15 protein-coding genes are annotated in these 17,675 nt (G+C 68.7%); all 15 read right to left on the bottom strand.

Translation table 11 applies throughout. The annotated features are described in order from the left end of the window. Positions 1 to 69: 69 nt before the first annotated feature. The 15 genes from OG718_RS21445 to OG718_RS21375 all read right to left on the bottom strand — a co-directional run bounded on the left by OG718_RS21445 (position 70) and on the right by OG718_RS21375 (position 17,669). Complete coding sequence (locus OG718_RS21445) at positions 70 to 2,820, bottom strand: DEAD/DEAH box helicase (RefSeq protein ID WP_328844865.1); 2,751 nt, start codon at positions 2,818 to 2,820, stop codon at positions 70 to 72. A gap of 177 nt (positions 2,821 to 2,997) precedes the next feature. Next, positions 2,998 to 3,426, bottom strand: coding sequence for a hypothetical protein (locus tag OG718_RS21440; RefSeq protein WP_328844864.1), 429 nt, complete (start codon positions 3,424 to 3,426; stop codon positions 2,998 to 3,000). 193 nt (positions 3,427 to 3,619) lie between these two features. Further along, complete coding sequence (locus OG718_RS21435) at positions 3,620 to 4,861, bottom strand: acyl-CoA dehydrogenase family protein (protein ID WP_328844863.1); 1,242 nt, start codon at positions 4,859 to 4,861, stop codon at positions 3,620 to 3,622. A 58-nt stretch (positions 4,862 to 4,919) separates the two neighbouring features. Beyond that, positions 4,920 to 5,456 carry a GAF domain-containing protein gene (locus OG718_RS21430; RefSeq protein WP_328844862.1) on the bottom strand — a complete coding sequence of 179 codons (537 nt, stop codon included), beginning with the start codon at positions 5,454 to 5,456 and terminating at the stop codon, positions 4,920 to 4,922. Beyond that, a complete protein-coding gene (locus OG718_RS21425; RefSeq protein WP_328844861.1) occupies positions 5,453 to 6,082 on the bottom strand; it encodes a GTP-binding protein in 630 nt (209 codons plus the stop codon). The genes OG718_RS21430 and OG718_RS21425 overlap by 4 nt, the downstream gene beginning before the upstream one ends. Then, on the bottom strand, positions 6,063 to 6,428 hold the full coding sequence (locus OG718_RS21420; protein WP_328844860.1) for a DUF742 domain-containing protein: 366 nt from the start codon (positions 6,426 to 6,428) through the stop codon (positions 6,063 to 6,065). Before OG718_RS21420 ends, OG718_RS21425 begins: the two co-directional genes overlap by 20 nt. A gap of 1 nt (position 6,429) precedes the next feature. Continuing rightward, positions 6,430 to 6,906 carry a roadblock/LC7 domain-containing protein gene (locus OG718_RS21415; RefSeq protein WP_328844859.1) on the bottom strand — a complete coding sequence of 159 codons (477 nt, stop codon included), beginning with the start codon at positions 6,904 to 6,906 and terminating at the stop codon, positions 6,430 to 6,432. A gap of 87 nt (positions 6,907 to 6,993) precedes the next feature. Continuing rightward, a complete protein-coding gene (locus OG718_RS21410; protein WP_328844858.1) occupies positions 6,994 to 8,649 on the bottom strand; it encodes an ATP-binding protein in 1,656 nt (551 codons plus the stop codon). Positions 8,650 to 8,856: 207 nt separating this feature from the next. Then, on the bottom strand, positions 8,857 to 9,051 hold the full coding sequence (locus OG718_RS21405; protein WP_328844857.1) for a hypothetical protein: 195 nt from the start codon (positions 9,049 to 9,051) through the stop codon (positions 8,857 to 8,859). A gap of 453 nt (positions 9,052 to 9,504) precedes the next feature. After that, positions 9,505 to 10,743, bottom strand: coding sequence for a methyltransferase, FxLD system (fxlM, locus tag OG718_RS21400; RefSeq protein WP_328844856.1), 1,239 nt, complete (start codon positions 10,741 to 10,743; stop codon positions 9,505 to 9,507). A gap of 203 nt (positions 10,744 to 10,946) precedes the next feature. Then, positions 10,947 to 12,122: a hypothetical protein gene (locus OG718_RS21395; protein ID WP_328844855.1), complete on the bottom strand. Its 1,176-nt coding sequence runs from the start codon at positions 12,120 to 12,122 to the stop codon at positions 10,947 to 10,949. Beyond that, the gene (locus tag OG718_RS21390; RefSeq protein ID WP_328844854.1) at positions 12,119 to 13,120 is read right to left on the bottom strand and encodes a thiopeptide-type bacteriocin biosynthesis protein; all 1,002 of its coding nucleotides are present in this window, start codon (positions 13,118 to 13,120) and stop codon (positions 12,119 to 12,121) included. The genes OG718_RS21395 and OG718_RS21390 overlap by 4 nt, the downstream gene beginning before the upstream one ends. Continuing rightward, positions 13,102 to 14,328: a lanthionine synthetase C family protein gene (locus tag OG718_RS21385; protein ID WP_328844853.1), complete on the bottom strand. Its 1,227-nt coding sequence runs from the start codon at positions 14,326 to 14,328 to the stop codon at positions 13,102 to 13,104. The genes OG718_RS21390 and OG718_RS21385 overlap by 19 nt, the downstream gene beginning before the upstream one ends. Continuing rightward, positions 14,325 to 17,375, bottom strand: a complete 3,051-nt coding sequence (locus OG718_RS21380) for a lantibiotic dehydratase (RefSeq protein WP_328844852.1) — start codon at positions 17,373 to 17,375, stop codon at positions 14,325 to 14,327. The genes OG718_RS21385 and OG718_RS21380 overlap by 4 nt, the downstream gene beginning before the upstream one ends. Before the next feature lie 87 nt (positions 17,376 to 17,462). Continuing rightward, complete coding sequence (locus tag OG718_RS21375; protein ID WP_127177387.1) at positions 17,463 to 17,669, bottom strand: FxLD family lanthipeptide; 207 nt, start codon at positions 17,667 to 17,669, stop codon at positions 17,463 to 17,465. Positions 17,670 to 17,675 lie beyond the last annotated feature (6 nt).

Below are 17,675 nucleotides of genomic sequence, written 5' to 3'. Positions count from 1 at the left end.
CAGCGGTATGAACAACCTCTGTGTGGAGGGGACTTGCGGTATTTCGGGCACTCCGGATGGCTCCGTTTCTTACTGAGGCTCTTCGGGGCGCGAGCTGTCGGATCCGGTGAGCTGCCCCTTGGCGGGGCGTATGCGGCCGTCCGATGCGCTGACCAGATCTCTTTCGAAGTCGCAGTCGTCGCGTCGTGCGGTGGTCAAGGGGCTACGCCGGATCCCGAGGGTTTCGCAGGCTTGTCGAAGTGAGGTTCCGGATGCGACTTCGTCGATCAGGGCTCTCTTTTCCGACGCGGACAAGGGACGGCTCTGTTCCTGAAGCGCAGCTTTCAGGAGGGCGTCGAACTCGGCATCCTTCTGTCGTGCCGTCACAATGGAGGAAGCGGAGAGACCAAGGAGTTTGCGGGCTTGTCGCATTGAGGTCCCGGAGGCGACTTTGTCAACCAGGGCCTGCTTCTCCGATGCGTCCAGGAGCCGGTAGCGCGCCTGGCGTGCGGCTCTCAGGAGAGCGTCGAACTCGGTGTCCTTCTGCCGTGCCGTCGTGACAGCAGAATCGCTGAGGCCGAGCGCTTCACGGGCTTCCTGGAGTTGCGTGCCGGCTTGGACCTTCTCGACCAGGGCTGCCTTGAGGTCCTTGTCCATGGCAGTGAACCGAAGGTCCAGGACAACTCCGCGTCGCTCCAGTTCGGCACGGTGGTCTGCATCCAGCGTCCGCGGCATTCCGGCCCGGTCTTTGATGGCGCCCTGGGCAACGGAGCGCGTGTAGGAGAGGGCTGGTCCGAGGCGGTAGCCCTCGTCGTCGGCGTACTTGACCGGTACATCGAGGTTTCCGAAGCGCTGGCGGTAGCGGTCGCAGGCGTCCAGCAGTTCCTGCCTTTTGGCGGCTTGCGGGTCCCAGCGCATCCCCATTTCGTCCAGCGCGTCGATCAGGGGCTGGTGGAGGCGGCCTTCACGGTAGGCGGCACGCAGCGCCTTGAACTGCGAGCCCAGCAGCCGCCCCTCTGCCGTGACATGGTCGTTCGGCACATCGAGGTTGCCGTTTTCCTCGTGATACGAGCGGGCATCGCTGAGCAGCTGCTGCCGACGGGCATCCAACGGTTCCCACTCAACGCCGATGCGGTCCATGGCGTCGATACGGTCCTGGGGAACCCAGCCCTTGCGCCGATGCTTGCGCAAGGTACCCAGCCATGCATCCAGCCTGCGGCCACTGGCGCCGAGGTACTTCTCCGGCACGTTCAGGTGGCCGTGCTCCTGGTGGAAGGCGACCGCGTCCGCGTATCCCTCCCACCAGGAGGAGGTGGAGTTGCGTACCGTCAGCAGCCGCAGCTGATCAAGGATTCGGTCGGATGTGCCCTCCGGCAGATGGAAGGTGATCCTCTTCGGCAAGCCGGGTTCCTCGGGTTCCCACTCGCCCGGTTCCTCGGCGTCCTTCCCTCGGGCGGCACGCAGAGACCGGTTCGCGCGCTCCCGGTCCAGGTCGGCGGCGAAGACGTCGTCGTGGGCCCTGAGGGCACGTACGACTTCGAAGAGAACCTCGAAGTCCCCGGCGTCGAGTTCGCCGTCGACCTCGGCGGTGTCGTCCGGAACGATGACCGGCACGATGATCGTGGCTATGGAGGCAGTGTGGCGGCTTCGGCGCATGGCCCGGCCCACGGCTTGGGCCACTCTGGCCGCGGACCGGGACGGATGGGTGAACACGATGGTGTCCACCGCCGGAACATCAACGCCTTCGGTCAGGCACTGCGCGTTGGAGACAACCGTCCATCCGCCGGCGGGCGGCTGCGCCAGCAGCGCCATGATTCCCTCCCGCTCGGCGGTGTCCATCACGCCGCTGATGTGGGTGGCATGCACCCTGCCCGCCGGCTGCTTGGCAGCAGGTAGGCGAGCGACGGTGGCGGGAAGGGTGCGTGCGAAGTCGGTGGCCTGCTGCACCCGGGGGTGGAAGGTGATGGCGCGCTCGGTGCCGTAGGTGTTTCGGGCGTGGGCCAGCGCGGCCTGTGCGACGACGGTCCTCAGAGCGATCTCGCCGTCGACGTAGTCGGATGCGGTGTTGGCGAGCAAGGCACGAGCCTCGGCGTCGCTGACGCCCAGCACCACCAGCCGGTAGTCCTTCAGGTACCCTTCGGCGATCCCGCGGGCGAACGGGTACCGGAACAGCACCGGCCCGAACAGTTCCTCGTTCCGCCAGGTCAACGCATCCTCAGCCTGGCCGACTGTCACGTCCGGCGTTGCCGTCATCACCAGTCGGCGGCGGTGGGGCAGGAACGTCGAGTCGGTGACGATCCGACGACGGGTGGCATCTCGCTTGCCGAACAGGTGGTGCCCCTCGTCACACACCAGCACGTCGACTTCGAGGCTGGCCTGCCGCAGACCTTCACCGACCCGGGCGGCCGACATGTAGGTACCGAAGATCACCCGGCGTCCCCCACCGCTCAGCCAGGATGTGATCACGTCCGGATCAGTACTGACCGGCACCTCAAAATCCTCGGTCCGTACCGGGACATCGGAGACCTTCTCGTCCGAGCAGACCGCCATCGCACGGAACTCGACCATGCTGGCGTCCTGCCACTCACGCAGAATCTGAGCGACCAGGGCCAGTGACGGGGCCAGGACCACGATCATCCCGTCTCCCGGGACCAGTTCCTCCACCGCACGCAGCGCCATGAATGTCTTGCCGGACCCACACGCCGCGTGCAACTGTCCCCGGTTCCCGTTCGTCAGCCCGGTGACAATCGCGGCGTGCACCTCTTCCTGATACGGACGCATCGAGGGAAGGTGCCGCGGGGCGGCACGACGGGGCGTGTCAGAGTCGGTCAACCGGGTCACTAATGATCCTTCTGTGTTGGTGTGGCTGGTATGGGCTCTGCGCCCTGCGGGGCAGAGCCCAGCAGGGGCACCGATGGACAGAGCTACGGCGATGTCCGGCGCTGGCATGCGGTACCGGGCCTGGGCCAGGACGCGGAGGCTGGCGTAGGTGCGCCGATTGGCACGGCGTGCAGACCGCTACCCCGGTTGGTCGGGGTGAGGTTCTTTGCTGCTGCGGCGCCTGGTGGCGGCTGCCTGTGTGCGTCGACACGAGATGCCGTGCGCTCGCTCCAGCCAGCGCAGCAGCTCCTGCAACTGGCTGACCAGCACCAGCAGGTGTTCGTACGCGAGGTCCGCCCGCGGCCGGGAGTTGGCACGGGCCTCGGTCCGCTCAATCAGCTCGTGGAGTTCGGAGCGTTCCCTGTCGCCGAGCCGTGCGGTGAGGGTGCGGGCGTGCGGGATCAGGGTGGGGGCGAGCTCCTCCAGTGTGGTGAGCGAGTCGGCGACGGCACGTGGGGCGGAGACGATGCCCCGGTTTGCGATGCTGTCCAGCTCCCGCCGCGCCTCGACCAACAGCGCGGACACATCCGTGTCGGCCGTAGGAACGACGGGAGTTGTGATCGTCATGGAGGTGCTCCGTGTCGGTTGAGTAGGAGGCGGAAAACAGAGGGCCGCTGAGCTGTTCCATGGCCGGCCGTGCTGTCGGCAGGCCCCATGCGACGGGTGGAGCCTGTACGGGGCGGCAGGTACTGGAGGCAGACAGGGGAGTCGAGGGGTCCCCGCAGCCGGTCGTCGTGTCTGAGGGCGCGGGAGCCTGGAGTCAGGTGGCTGTGCTGGTGGGGATGAAGAGCGAGGTTTTGGCGGCGAGCCGTTCGGACCACTGAACGGGAGGGGCGCCGAGCTCGGTTTCGGCCAGACGCTGGCGCTGAACCTCACCAGTTCCGGCAGGCGAGTACGTGTGCTGGACGTCCCGCCATAGCCGCTGGAGGGGATAGTCCGTGCGTAGGGCGTGGGCGCCGTGCAGTTCCATGGCGTCCTGGCCCGATTGAACGGCCCATTTATGGTTGAGGTACTTGGAGTTGATGAGTCGGTCGTCGCAGGTGCGGCCGGAGTCGAGCATGCGTACGGCGAGGTAGGCGAGCTCGCGGCTGGCCATCAGCCGGGACTTCATGTCACCGACCCGGTCGCGCAGGACGGCGAGGTCGGCGAGGGTTCCGTCGTAGCGGCGGCGGCCCTCAAGGAAGCCGGTCGCGCATTCCATGATCGCTTCGTGGATTCCGAGGGACACCGCGGCGAGGTTGGGACGGCCGTAGAGGATGCTGCTGCTGTAGGCGATGTCTTTGCCATCGCCTACTTCGCCGATCACGTTGGCCTCGGGTATTCGGACGCCGTCGAAGGTGAGCTTGCCGAAGCTGAAGCCGTGCAGGCCGAGGGAGGGTCGGTGCGGTTCGACGGTCAGTCCGTCGCGGTCGTGTTCGACGAGGAAGGCGGTCAGTGCGCGGGAGCCGGCCTTCTCGGCGGAGTCGGTGCGGGCCACGACGCAGTGGACGTGCGCGATGTGGCTGTTGCCGATGTGGACCTTGCTGCCGTCGAGGATCCAGTCGCTGCCGTCGCGGCGGGCCGTGGTCTCCATGCCGAGCACATGGCTGCCGGTCTCCTCTTCAGTCACCGCGATCGACAGCAGTATGTCCCCGGAGGCGACCTGGGGCAGCAGCAGGGCCTTCTGCTCGTCGCTTCCGAAGTGGATGATCATCGATACGGGCAGCTGGCTCGCCTGCAGGATGGCGCCGGCCGCGCCCGAGGCCCGCGCCATCCTCTGGATCATGAGGGTTTTCGCGAGATGTCCCGCGTGCATGCCGCCGTACGGACGACGGGGAATCGTGGCGCCGAACCATCCCTGCTCGGCCATGAGCAGGGCCAGGTCGCGTTCCACGGCGTGAGGGGACGACTCCATGCGCTGGACTCGGGGGGTGACTTCGGCAGCAGCGAACTCGTCGAAGTGCTGGACCAGGGCTTCGTAGCCGGGCGTGAGATCCGGAGTCGTGGACGACATCGTGGGCATCGTTGTCTCCCCCTCGGGGTGGTGGTCGCGGGTGGTGCGGCCGGGCGCGCGGGTGCTGCTACGAGCTGGTACGCCGGTAGAACTCGGTCATGAAGAGGTCGCGGTAGTGGTCGATGAGCGTCCACAGCGGGCGACCTTCCGAGCGGTCTCGCGGCTCGGTGCCGACCACGCAGACCGTGCCCCAGACATGGTTCGTGCGCTCGTCGATGAGAGGGGCTCCCCCGTACACGCGGACCCCGATCTCGTCGACGACCGGGTTGCCGGCGAACTCGTCGAAGTCGAGGACATCGGTCAGGACCAGCGAGCCCCGGCGCTGGACGACGTGCGGGCAAAAGCCGTGCGTCAGCGGCATGGCGCGGCCCACCACGGGCAGTTCGCCTCCGGAGGGGTTGGCGAGACCGAGGAAGAACTGCTCGCTGCCGACCCAGTTGAGCATGGCGTACGGAGTGCCGGCCGCGTTGGCGACCTGTTGGGCGAAGGCGTCGAACGCGCCAACGGGCGGAGCCGTGGGGTCGAAGAATTCGGGCAGGTGGCTCTGCCAGTCGACGTCGTGGCCGGTGGCGGACAGGAGACCGGACGGAGCGTGGGTGTTCACAGCTGTGCTCCTTGAAGAACGGTGGCAGGGGCATATGAGCGGGTGAGTGCGTGGTCGACGAGATGGGCGAGTACGCCAGCCGCGTCCGACCTCTTGCGGGCGTCGCACAGCACGACCGGAACCGTGGACGGCAGGGCAAGAGCGGACGCGACTTCGGCGGGGTCGTAGCGGCAGGCGTCGTCGAACTCGTTCACGGCGACGATGATGGGCAGGCCGCGCCGCTCGAAGTAGTCGACCGCGGGAAAGCTTTCGTCGAGGCGGCGAGTGTCGACGAGGACAACCGCAGCGAGGGCTCCTCGCGTGAGCTCGTCCCACATGAACCAGAACCGGGTCTGCCCTGGCGTGCCGAACAGCATCAGAACGGTGTTCAGCTGCGGGAAGGTGATCCGGCCGAAGTCCATGCCAACGGTGGTCGCCTTCTTGTCGAACAGCAGCGTGAGGTCGTCCACGCCCTCGGAGGCGGCCGTCATCACGGCCTCGGTACGCAGCGGGGTGATCTCGGAGACGGCGCCCACGAACGTGGTCTTGCCGACGCCGAACCCGCCGGCGACGACGATCTTGACGGAGGTGGCATTCGCGCCGCCGAGCCGGCGTGGCAGCCCGAGGTCAGAGCTTTTGGAGTCCATTGCGAAGGGCCTTCAGGAGAGCAACGTCGGGAAGGTCAGCGGAGTGTGTGGCGGTCATGGCATTCAGCGCACCGAAGTCGATCAGCCGGGACATGAGGATCCTGGTGATCTGGAAGGGCAACCCGATCAGGGCGCCGATCTCAGCGACGGCCAGGGGCTGCTCCCGGCACAACGCCACAGCCTGTTCGGCTTCCGGCGGCTGGCCGGCAGGCGGTTCTCTCTCGGCCCACAGCAGCGTCTCGATCTGTAAGTCGTGTGTGGGCTTGGTCTGGCCGCCGGTCAGGACGTAGAGGCTGGGGGTTTCGGTGTCCTCGACGGTCCAGGCCGGGGTGCTTGCGGACGCCATCTCACTGGCCGTCACCGGAAGGGGTCCCGCCCACGCGGGCCTGTGTGGCCAGCAGCTCGCCCATCCGCTTGATCAGGTTGACCATCGCGAAACCGATGGCTCCCTCGTCCGCCCGGGTGTTGGTGAGCACGCCCAGCACGCTTTCGACCTTGTCCGGGTCGCGTCCCGCGTTCCGTGCCACCACGGCCGGCGGGCTCCCGGCGCTCATGATGAACAGCAGGAAGCTGGTCTTCCTGATAAGGATCTGTTCGACACGGCCCTTGCCGTCGTCGACACCGTGAGCGAGCGAATAGGCGCCGTTGATCACTGCGGCCAGGCGGTCCGCCATTTTGCCGTCCATGCTCGGTCCCGCGTGAGCCAGTCGTAGGCCGTCCTGCGAGCCGAGCAGGACGCCGGTCACGTCGGGCAGTTGAGCCAAGTCGTTGAGGAGCTCGTCCACAACCACTTCCGGCTGGACTGCCGTGGAATCGGTGGTCATCGCAATTCTCCGTATCTCCGTACGCTGTACGGGCTGGTGCGCAGGCGCGAAGCCAGGCACGAAGGATGTGTGGGGCGCGCTGCGGGGTTAGCGTGCGTCCCCCTCGGGCGGTCGCGCCTCGCTGTCCACGCTGGCTTGCTCCGCGCGATGCACGCCCTGGGCGAAGTTGCTGACGAAGCCCGGATCCGGCGGCGCGAACGAGACGGGGGCGCCCGCTGGCTCCGAAGGGGCCGCATCCTCGCGGACCGTCGCCTGTGGTGTCCGCCGAGGCAACTGGGGACGAGTGTCGGGTGCTACCCCGAGCGCAGGCGTTGTCATGGTCGCTGCCGGGGCGACGGGTTGTTGCTCCTGGGTACGCCGCGCGTCACGGTAGGGCAATGGCGCCGTCCCCGCCGCCGGGGCGGGAACGGGGGGCGCGGCAGGGGGGCTGGGCCTGGGACCGCCGGCCGGTCGGGGACCGGGGTGCCCCGCGAATTGCGCCGCTGGGCCCGGTACGGCGGGAACGTATGCGTGAGCCTGCGACGGTGCCGCCGGCTCGTCCTGCCAGAGCAGGAGTTTGTCCGGCACCACCACGAGTGCCGTGATGCCGTGCATGAGATTCTGCTGCAGTCGCACGTGGATGCCGTACCGGCGGGCGAGTTTGGCCACCACTAGCAGGCCGGTCTGGCGATGGGCCAGTTGCTCGGCCAGGTCCGTGTCCTGGGGATCGGCCAACATCCGGTTGTAGCGGTCGAGTTCGCCCTGGGCCATGCCTATGCCCCGGTCCTCGATCTCCACGGCCAGACCTGCGGTGACCCTCGTCGCGCGCACGGCGACCTTGCTGTCCGGCGGCGAGCAGAGAGTGGCGTTCTCCTCCAACTCGGCCAGCAGGTGGATCAGATCGGGACCGGCGAAGCCCGGTACCTGCACATCCAGGGTGGATGTGTGCATGCGGACCCGAGCGTATTTCTCGATTTCCCCCGACGCGCCGCGCAGCAGGTCCACCAGCCCGATCGGCTGGTTCAGCGTGCGCGCCTTCACCCCGCCCAGAACCGCCAGCCGTCCAGCTGACCGCCGCATGCGCTTGAGTAGATTGTTGACGTCGAACACGCTGTACAGCACGTCCGGGTCCTGGACCTGCTTCGTCAGCTCTGTGACGATGCCGAGCGCCCGTACGAGCAGCAGGGTCAAGCCCCCGGCGAGATAGACGAGCGCTTGGGTCAGTTCCGTCTGCCGCCCGTTCACCACCGCCCGCCAGGCTTCTGAGTGCAGTTGGAGCAGAGCGACCTCAGTGTCGTTCCACGGGTTGCTGTCGGAGTTCGCCTGTGCCGCGCTGAAGTCGGGGGCGGATGGCCGCTCGCCCCGGTCGAGCTGCTCCAGAGCATCGCTGATGCTCTTGCGCCCTTCGTCCACGCCGGATTGGAAGTGCCGCAGCCAGCCGTGCACCGATTCGCTGTACTCGCTGCGCTGCCGGTGCAGGTCAGCCGCGGTGCGAACCGCCAGCCAGTCTGCAGAGACCAGCACCGTCAGAGCCGCGGCTGCTGCCACCGCCCCGAGGATCCAGCCGTCCACATGGAAGCGGGCCGCCGTGCCGACGGCAGCCGCCATGCACAAGATCGCCGAGGCCAAGAGGGCGGGCATGAGCACCAGAAGCCGCAGCCGCAGGCGCAGCCCCTTCTCGGTGCGCAGCGGCTCGGCACCGTGCGCGCGCCGTCGCTGGCCACGTCGGCGACCGTTTGGGCGCGGGCATGACAGATTAGACATGGGTGACCTCGCGGAACGTGGTCCTGACAGGGAGGACGGGACAGCCGGCCTGGAACGGGCTGGCAGCGCACCGGCTTCGCGCGCGGCACCAGCGGCGGCCAGGCCGGGACTCGGGCGGGAGTGGCCGCCGAGGCACGCGCACCAGACCGCAGTCGACGGGGGAGGCGGCGTACGGCCCGGGTCCACGGGGGTGCCCCGGCGGCCGGTCTATATGCGGATCTCGCTGATCGTCTCGACCGCACTCTGTACGACGTGGCTGATGGACGGAGCGAGCGAGCTGTCGTGGAGATAGAAGCCGAGGAGCACGGCCGCTATTGCGTGGCCGGTCTTGAGGCCGCCTTTTCGGATCAGCAGCCACACCATGACGGCCAGCACAACAACCAGGGAGACAGTGATGCTCACGGAATTGGGTTTCTGCTGGGCGAGTGCGTCCGGGGGGCCCCGCGTTGCCAATCGGGTCGGCGGCAATGACCCGCGTGGCTGCGGGACTTGAAGCGTCGGCGCGCCTGAAGGATGGCGCACCTGCGCAGCTGGTGACCGCATTGGTCCGTGCGCGGCCGAGATGGGCCGTCATACCGGCTAAGGCGGGAAACGGGGCAGGCACGATGTCCTCCGGGGGGCGCAGACTTGTCGTCTCGCGTCATGTCCGCGACGCCCGGGTGACCGTTTCCGGCCTTCGTTGATTTTACAGGTAAACCAGGGAAGTAATCGATGCTCTCAGGTCAGAAGCCTGTGAAAAATGCATGGTGCACAAGGGTGTTGGCACTCAGAACGGGAAATACCGCTGCGCTGCATGTTCGGTGATGCTGGTCAATCGGACTGAATTCTCTCCATTGCTGTGGTGACATCGTCGGCTCAACTCCTGCGGGGCCAGTCGACGACGAGGCGGCTGCAGGGCTTGTCCACGACGAAGCGCGGTTCGGAGGCTGTCAGTTGGTTGCGGGCGTCACCAACGGCCATGCGGAAGCTGGGTTCGGGTGAGCCGTTGCCCCAGCTTTGGTTCCACTCGCTGATTTCGGTGACGACCTGGTCGGCTACTTCCGAGGCGCGCGGGCCGTGGCCCATGACGCCGATCTGCCAGAACGTGCCGTGCTCGTCCTCGCCTTCCCGCTTCGTGAGGTAGGCCAAGGAGTCATTGTCGAGTGCGGTCATCGAGCCCCAGCCGAAGTTCGGGATGAGGCCGGAGCGGGACCCCGGCATCCGGGACAGGCCGTTCGGCAGCACGTATGCCAAATACAGGTAGAGCCACTCGTAGGAGTCGCCCTTGCGGAACTTCACGTTGGTGCAGATCTCGGCTGGGGGCTGGTCCAGGACGGTGCGGATCGCCTCGCGGTCGACGTTCTGCTCGCTGTAGGTCTCCAAGCGCACGTCGCCGTCACCTGCCATGTCGACCATGGTTCGGACGTCGTTGCAGACGCCCTTGCGCAGGGGGACGAACGTCATCATCTCGGTGGAGACCGTCCGCCAGGTCTGGCCGTCGCGTTCAAACGCGAAGCTGCGGGAGATGCTGCCGCGAATCCGCATCGGGATGACGAGGCGTCCATCGGGGGCGAGCTGGTCGAGAATCCGCACGGGGATGTCGCCAGCGCCGACCGTGAACTGGATGCGGTCGAAGGGCGTATTTTCGGGCAGACCGGCGGCGCCGTCGCCCAGTGCGACGGTGACGTTTGCGGCCCCGGCCTGAGCGAGGTTCTTCCGCGCGCCGTCGACGAGGTCCTCGTCGACATCCACGGTCCACACATGGCCTTCGAGAGCGACGAGTTCTGACAGCAACCGGGCGTTGTAACCGGTGCCGGCCCCTGCTTCGAGGATCTTGTGGCCGGGCTGGGCGCCCAGTTGTTCGAGCTGGGTGGCGACGATGGAGGGGGCGGAGATACAGGAAAGCATCGCGCCCGTCGCGTCGTGCTTGATCGCCACGGCGTCGTCGACGCAGGCGCTCTGAAGGTCGACGCCGGGGAGGAACCGGTGGCGATCGGTACCCCGGAACGCGGCGATGACTTCCGGGGTGCGCAGGTGGCCGCTGTCGACGAGGCGGCTCACGAGCTCGTCGCGCCATACGGCGGGATCGGTGACGGGCGTCACGGTGGTCTCCATTCGCGCGAGGTTAGGGGCTGGCGGGGTGGAACGACGGGGAGGCGCGTCGGTGGCTTGCGCCTCTACACAAACGACTTGGTGGCGCAGCCGATGCCCCAGCCTCCTGCTGGTCGGTAGCACTCAGGTGTGGTCGAAGGCGGCGATTGCGTGGCGGGTGAGAGCGGCCCGCGTCCCACGCCCCCAGAGCATCGGCGGTAGTTGCATCAGCTGACACCTGGCTGTCTCGCATGCGGCGCTACACCTCCCTCCTCAGTGAGGCACTGAGCGAGGCTCGTCCCAGCCGTGCTGACAGCCCGCATCAACGTGGACAGAACCGATTCCGGCAGGGTGCCCCGGCCGAGGCCGCCGTCGTGGACGATCGCCTCCAGCTCGTGGCGTGACCACTTGTCAGCCGGTGGGGCGGGGTGGCGGAGGATTTCGCGTGCTGCGTACGCGTCCCGCGCCTGTGTGGTGTCGCTGACGATCGCGTCGTACAGGGGGCGCGCCAGGGTTTCAGCGCCTTCCGGCGCCAGGTCGATCGCCGCCAGGGCCAGCCGCACCCGGAACATGCGCAGGTGTGGCGGGTCCGGCTCCAGCGCATCCCGCACGGCGAGTGCCGTAGCGGCGAACCCTCTTGCTGTGGCGCGGCCCGCAAGGTGGTCGCCGTAGTGACGGAGGATCTGCGCGACGGCTTCCTCCCACGGCTCCGTGATCTTGGCCTTGTCGATCAGGGAGTTGGCCGTGTCCAGAGCGTCCATATGCAGGTTCGCCACGATGCGTGCTTGCCTGCTGCCGTACAGCCGCTCGGGCTGCTCGTCGTAGGCGATCGCGTGTTCTGCCGCCTCATGCCATTGGCCGGCGGCGACCAGGAGCCGGGTGCCGTCGTCGAGCAAGAGGTCATGTAGCCAGGGCTGGATGTAGTCCAGGACGGCGTCGGTGGTGAAGCCCGTGAGGTCGATGGCCTGTCCGTGGACGGTCACGCTGCCGCCGTCACGGGCGGCGCGGTGCACGCTCATGAGCTGCTGAAAGGCGGCCTGTGGATCGCCCGTTCGGGCGGTCAGTCGTACGAGGTTGACGATGGGTTGGAGGCTGGCGATGGCAGTGTCCCCGGTGACAGGCCATGCGGCCTGGAAGAGACGGAGCTGACGCAGGCAGAGGTCCGTCGCCAGGTCGGTCAGCCCGCAGTCGGAGGCGATCAGCGCGGACAGGTTCCAGGTGGCACATGCGAGGTTGATCCGGTCGCGGAGGGGTCCGTCCTGCGCCGACTTCTCCCCGCAGGTGCGGACTTCGTCGAGCCGGGCGGCGAAGCTGGGGTAGACGAGATGGGACCGGATGACCAGCGGAAACCGCCTGGAGAGCCGACGGAGCCTTGCCTGTGGGTGCTGTGGTGGCGCGGTCACGGCATCGGCCTTTCCGTGGGGTCAGCGGGATGCAGGATCGCGGTATGTGCCGCGTGAGCGAGAACGCTCTGGGTGCGGGCGGGCAGGCCGATCCGGTTCCAGTGGAAGATCACGTGGTAGGAGATGACGTCGCGCAGGCCGCGGTCGAGGGCTCCGTCCCGGGCGGCTGTGCCGAGGTCTCCTCCGGCCTGCCGAAACGCGCTCACCCAGTCGGCGGCGGACTTGAGGGTGCGGTCCGACTGGAGCATGGGGCCAGCGGGGCTGGTGTCGGCGATGAGCAGTTGTCGGAGGCTGTCGGCCATGGCGTGAATTTTGGCGGCCGGTACGTCTGAGGGGAGGGGCCGTTCCCGGGTGACGCGGTGCCAGACGTCTCCTTGCTCGTACCACTCCAGTCCGGCGGCGCGCATCAGAGTCGCGCATAGCAGCAGTGACAACTCCCGGCGGCCCAGCTCGCCATGAGCTGTGGTGAGGATGGCGTGGCTGTCGGCGTGGAACAGGGTATGGGCGATGGTCATGCTGGTGTCGCCGCCGAACGCTGCGGTTTCGGGTTCGTAGATGCCGGGCCACCAGCGGTGGACTCGCCCTGCAGCCGTGAGTTTGTCGAGCATGTCGGTCAGTGCCAGGGGGAGTTGCGTTCCGAAGGCCGGGAGCAGCCGCATCCGCCAGCACGGGTGCTTACGGATGAACCACCACCCGCTGATCAGACCGTCCTGTTGGGCCTGGTCCAGGACGGGGGCGAAGTGGTCGACGGCGATCTGCTCGGCCTTGGCCCAGTCGGTGAACTGGATGTACAGCTGACGCCATGCCGGAGGTCCCGCCTGCTGGGCGAGGGCCTGGTGCCCGGCCTGCTGGTAGACGGCGACGGCGGCGTCCAGGTCGGCGGGCTCAAGTCCGGCGCGGGCTGCGGCGGTGTCCGTGCCGGTGCCGGCCAGGACGTCCAGCACGGCTTGCAGGGTCGCTTCCAGGAGGACGGGCTGGATCAGTCGATCAGTAGGCATGCGTCCCATCCCGAGGTCGGCGCAGCGTCCTGGGCTGCGGTGGTCAGGGCGAGGGCAGTGCCCGCGGCGCCTTGCAGGAGGCCGGGGTCGCGGCCGGGTTGGGCGTGCCGGGTCAGGGCGGCGGCCAGGTCGGGCGGGGTGGCGCGCAGGGCCGGGGCGGAGGCGTCGTGGGCGGCGCGGAAGGCGGTCTGGTAGACGCCCGCCCAGCCGTGGCACAGACCGGCGTCGGTGATCTTGGACAGCTGATCGGGATCGGTCAGGCAGCGGACCAGGGCGTCCTCGTACAGGCGCTGGCGAGCCGGGTCGCGGCGCGCCAGGGCGGCGAGCTGTCCGGCGCGGGCGATGCCGGGGGTGCCGTAGCACCAGCTGGGCCGTGCCGGGCCGCGCTGGGCGGGTCGGGCGGCGCGGAATTCACCGAGGCGGAGGTGCTCGGGCCACCAGAATCCGGCGGGGCCGTCCTGCCGCCACGTATCGAGCCAGTGAAGGATGGTGTCGATGGCGTCTTCCTGGCCGTCGACCCTCACGCCTTGGCGCAGGGCGCGGGAAAGGAGCAGCAGCGGGCCGGCAATACCGTGGGCGGCGCCGAAGTTGGCGTGGCCGGCGGGGACGGTGGACGGGGTGAGGTCGGGCTGGTGATCGACCCACCAGCCCGGCAGCACGCCCTGGTCACCATGCCGGATGGGGCGGGTCAGTTGTACGAGGTAGGCCAGGACGCGTGCCATCGCGGTGCCGGACGGGGACCGGCGCAGCAGATAGGCGCCGATGCCGGTGAGCCCGTAGAAGATGTCGTACTCGTGGAAGCCGGCTGGACGGCCTTGGCGGATGCGAGTCTGCGCTGCGTCGCATCTGCGGTGGGCGAGTTGAGCCACGTGGTGGTCCAGGGCTGCCAGCGCGTCCTGATACCTGGGTGCCTCGTCCGTGACGGCGCAGCCGAGCATGAACGCTGCCGCAGGGGCCCCCAGGTACAGGCCGCTGGTGTCGGCGGCGCTGACGGGGGTGGCGACGGCGGTCTTGATCCAGGGGTGTGCCTGCTGCCAGGTGCCGTCTCCGGTACGCGCTCGCTCGATGTGCAGGAGCGCGGATCCTGCGGCGCCGGCGGCCAGGTCCTGCGCTGCCCAGGGCTGGTCTTCGGGCGGCGGGACGGGGGTGGCCAGGTGGCGGGCGAAGGCGTCCGCCAGCACGGCTGGGCTGGTTGTTGCGGTGGTCACGGCTGCCGCTCCCGGTGTCGCAAGGCGCAGGCCCGGGCGAGCCGGCCGGTGGCGCGTTCGTGATCGGGGTCGACGGGCAGCGCCCGCACGCAGTGCTCTTGGAGCAGCGACCGCAGCACGCTGTCGGCGTTGTGCCCGGTGGCCAGCTGCTGCCGGTAGGCGGTCAGGGCGGCAGCGCGCTGCCGCCAGGCGGCAGCGACCGCGGGGCCGCCCGGCAGGGCCTGGAGAGCGGTGCGCTCGGGATCAGCCAGAGCCTGGGCCAGGACGATTCGATCCCGGGGTATGGGGCCGCGTTCTCGAGGGAGCGTGCGGGTCAGCCAGTCCGACGCCTGATCTGCGTCGCCGGTGAACCGCACCGTCAGGTCGAACATGCTCGCAGCGGTCAGGGCCTGCCCGGTGGCGGCGTCATCCGCAGCGGCACGGATCTGCGCCACGCTGGCGGCCGAGTCCGCAGCGAACACCAGGTGCGCGGCGTCCAGAGCGGGGCCGTGCCCGTACGGGCCGGTCTGAGGCGGATAGGTAGCCAACTCCAGGCGGGACGCCAGATGTTGGCTGCTGAGGGCGTCTGCCCAGCCGGTGACCAGTTGGGCGGCCGGACCGAAGGCGGCTGAATCGGGAAGGCGCAGGTACAGATCCAGATACTGGTCGGCGTCCGGTCGGGTTGTGTTGCGATGGCGCCTGAACCACCAGAGCGGCATGGTGGTGAACTGGTCGAGCAGCGTGGGCAGGTGGCCGGACAGGATCTCGTCGTAGCGCTGGGGGTGCGCGAAGAGTCGGGCATACAGGACGGTGGGCTGGCTGGGCGTCCCAGGGGCGGCGGCAGCGGCCTCCGGCAGGCGGGGCGGGTCGGCGGGGGTGGAGTTCGCCAGAGGGATCAGGAGCTCGTGGGGGCGGCCGATCCATGCCCAGTCCCGCGCAGTGGTGCTTTCGCGCAGTTCGACAACGCGGTTGCGGTCGACGCCGGCGCGCAGCAACGCCCGGTGGATGCGCTGGTCGAGGCCGAGGGGCAGCTGCTGGCCGTCTTCGACCAGAGCAAGGCGATCGGGGACGCAGAGCCGTTCGCGCCATCGGGCCAGTGCCTTGTCCCAGTCGGCCATGGGGGCGGACCGGCCGGGCAGTTCCTCGGCGGACAGCAACCAACGGGCAGGCGCGAGGACCGTCCGCTTGTACCGCACGCGTGGCAGGTAGGGCAGGGTGGCGGCAACGCCAAACGTGAACGCCCGGTAGGCGGCGCTGCGGGCGGTGGTGATCTCTGCCAGGAACCGGGCGAGCGGCGGTGTGTGGACGGACGCTTCCAGCGCATGGGTGACGCGAGGCTCGACGTGCTGCCCCGTTGACCTGCGCACCAGATAGAACCGGCGGGTATCCGCAGTCACCGCCAGGTCGTCGAGCGGGATCACGCCGGGGCCGGACTCGTGGTGCTGGCCGAGAGGGATGGTGAAGGGCAGGACCTGCACGGTGCGGGCGATGTTCTCGTTGCGGCGCCGGCGAGGGGTGAACGACAGCTGCGCCGCGATGGCGCCGGGGCCAGCGGTCGCGTACGAGTCGGTGAGCGCGGTCTGAGCGGACGGCGGGAGCAGGTGTGCGAACCGGCCGAGCATGCTGCTGCCGGGGCGGGGGGCGCCGGTGACCAGCAGCCGGTAGTCGCCGCCCTGCACGGCCTCCAGAGTGGGGGCGTGGATCTCCACGGCGATCTCGGCCCGGGGCAGGGGCAGCAGCGGTTCGGTGTGGTGGGCGGTCAGGTCGGCGATCGTCGCCCGGGTGAGGACCAGCTCACGCCTCCCTTCGAGCATCGCCTCCTGGAGCAGGCGCAGGATCTTCTCGTCCCGGTCGGTCACCTCATAGGGCGGGCGGGCGCGCTCGGAGCCCAGGAAGCCCGCGGGCAGGCCGAGACCGCTGTCCGCGACCAAATCCAGTACGGGCACGAGGGCCTCGTTGCCGTATCGGTCGAGGAACCGCTGGTGGTAGTCGCGCCATTGCGGATACCCGTACGGATGAGGCGACAGGTGGTGCATGACCTGGGCTGCCTCGGCGGCTTCGGCCAGGAGGGCTTCGGGGATGTGGGCGGTGCAGTCCAGTGCGGCGTCGACCAGCAGCGGGACGCGGCCGGTGGTACTCACGTGCTGCATGCTCTGCGTCAGCGGGTCTCCGAGCGTCCAAGGGGCGACGGTGTCCGGGTCATTCAAGCCACCCCGGATCGAAGCGAGCTGGGAGGCCAGCTCTGCGATGTCGGGTATGCCGGTGGCGTCTGCTTTCTCCAGCTCATCGCATATGTGGGCGAGCGTGTCGACGGACGTCATCGGGGGCCACAGGCTGCTCATCAGGATGTGCTTGCTCAATAGGTCGGAGATCAGGCCGACGAGCTGCTCGGGGCGTGCGGTGGGGAACTGCCCGGACAGACGGTGCACGAGCAGCTCGTACGGGATCGGGGTACGGGCAGCCTCCAGCACGGCAGCCACGGGCCGGGTCAGGCGGACCGACAGCTCGATGGGGGCGTAACCAGAGGTGTGCGCGTCAGTCGGCATCCCGTCCACCACGTGCCGGGTGCCGCGGGAGCGGCCGGTGTTGTTGGCCACGACCGTCAGCCGGGCCAGCAGAGCGGGGTGGCTCTCCAGGCGGATAATGACGTCCGTCAGCCAGTCGGAATCAGGCCGCAGAACAGTCCGGTACCCCTCACCCCACAGAATGTGGGCGGCTTGAGCGGGCTCAGCGGGGGCGACGCCGGCGAATACCCCGAACGGCGTGGGCCGGTGGTTCCACCGCAGGAGGTACGCGGCAACAGACCGGACGGCCCGCCTGATACGGCGGCCGTCGGTGACGGTGCCGTTCAGGATCTCGGCGACGCGCTGACACAGAACGGGGCTGGCTGCGGACAGCGCCGTCGGCACTGGAGCGCGCCATACCTCCTCCAGCCACTGCCGACCGCGGATCGTGGCGTCGTCGCCGTGCAGGTCAAAGTCCGGCACGGGGATCGGCCGGGAAGCGGTGGAGGCGCGCAGCAGCATTCCTGGCTGCCACTGATACGTGAGGGGTACTCCGTGGGCCACCAGTGTCCCTTCCTGTTGTGGGGTGCGCGGACGGGTGGTGCCGGGGCGGCAGCGATGATCGGCTGCCGCCCCAGCGGACGCCACGTATTAGGCGGCGTCCTCGATGGAGGACTGGCAGGCGCTGGCCCCGTTCACGCAGGTGTTGCCGCAGCCGTCACTGGTGGGGCACATGAAGACGGTGAGGGGGCTCTCGGAGATGACGACCTTGATGTCCAGCTCGAAGTCGTCGTCGGCGAGGCCGTCGACCGGCAGCACGGCCGGGGCGGTGGGGTGGTCGAGTACGGCAGTGGTCATGCGATC

The organism is Streptomyces sp. NBC_00258, from assembly GCF_036182465.1.
Lineage (GTDB): Bacteria > Actinomycetota > Actinomycetes > Streptomycetales > Streptomycetaceae > Streptomyces.
This window is presented reverse-complemented; position numbering and strand designations above follow the sequence as displayed.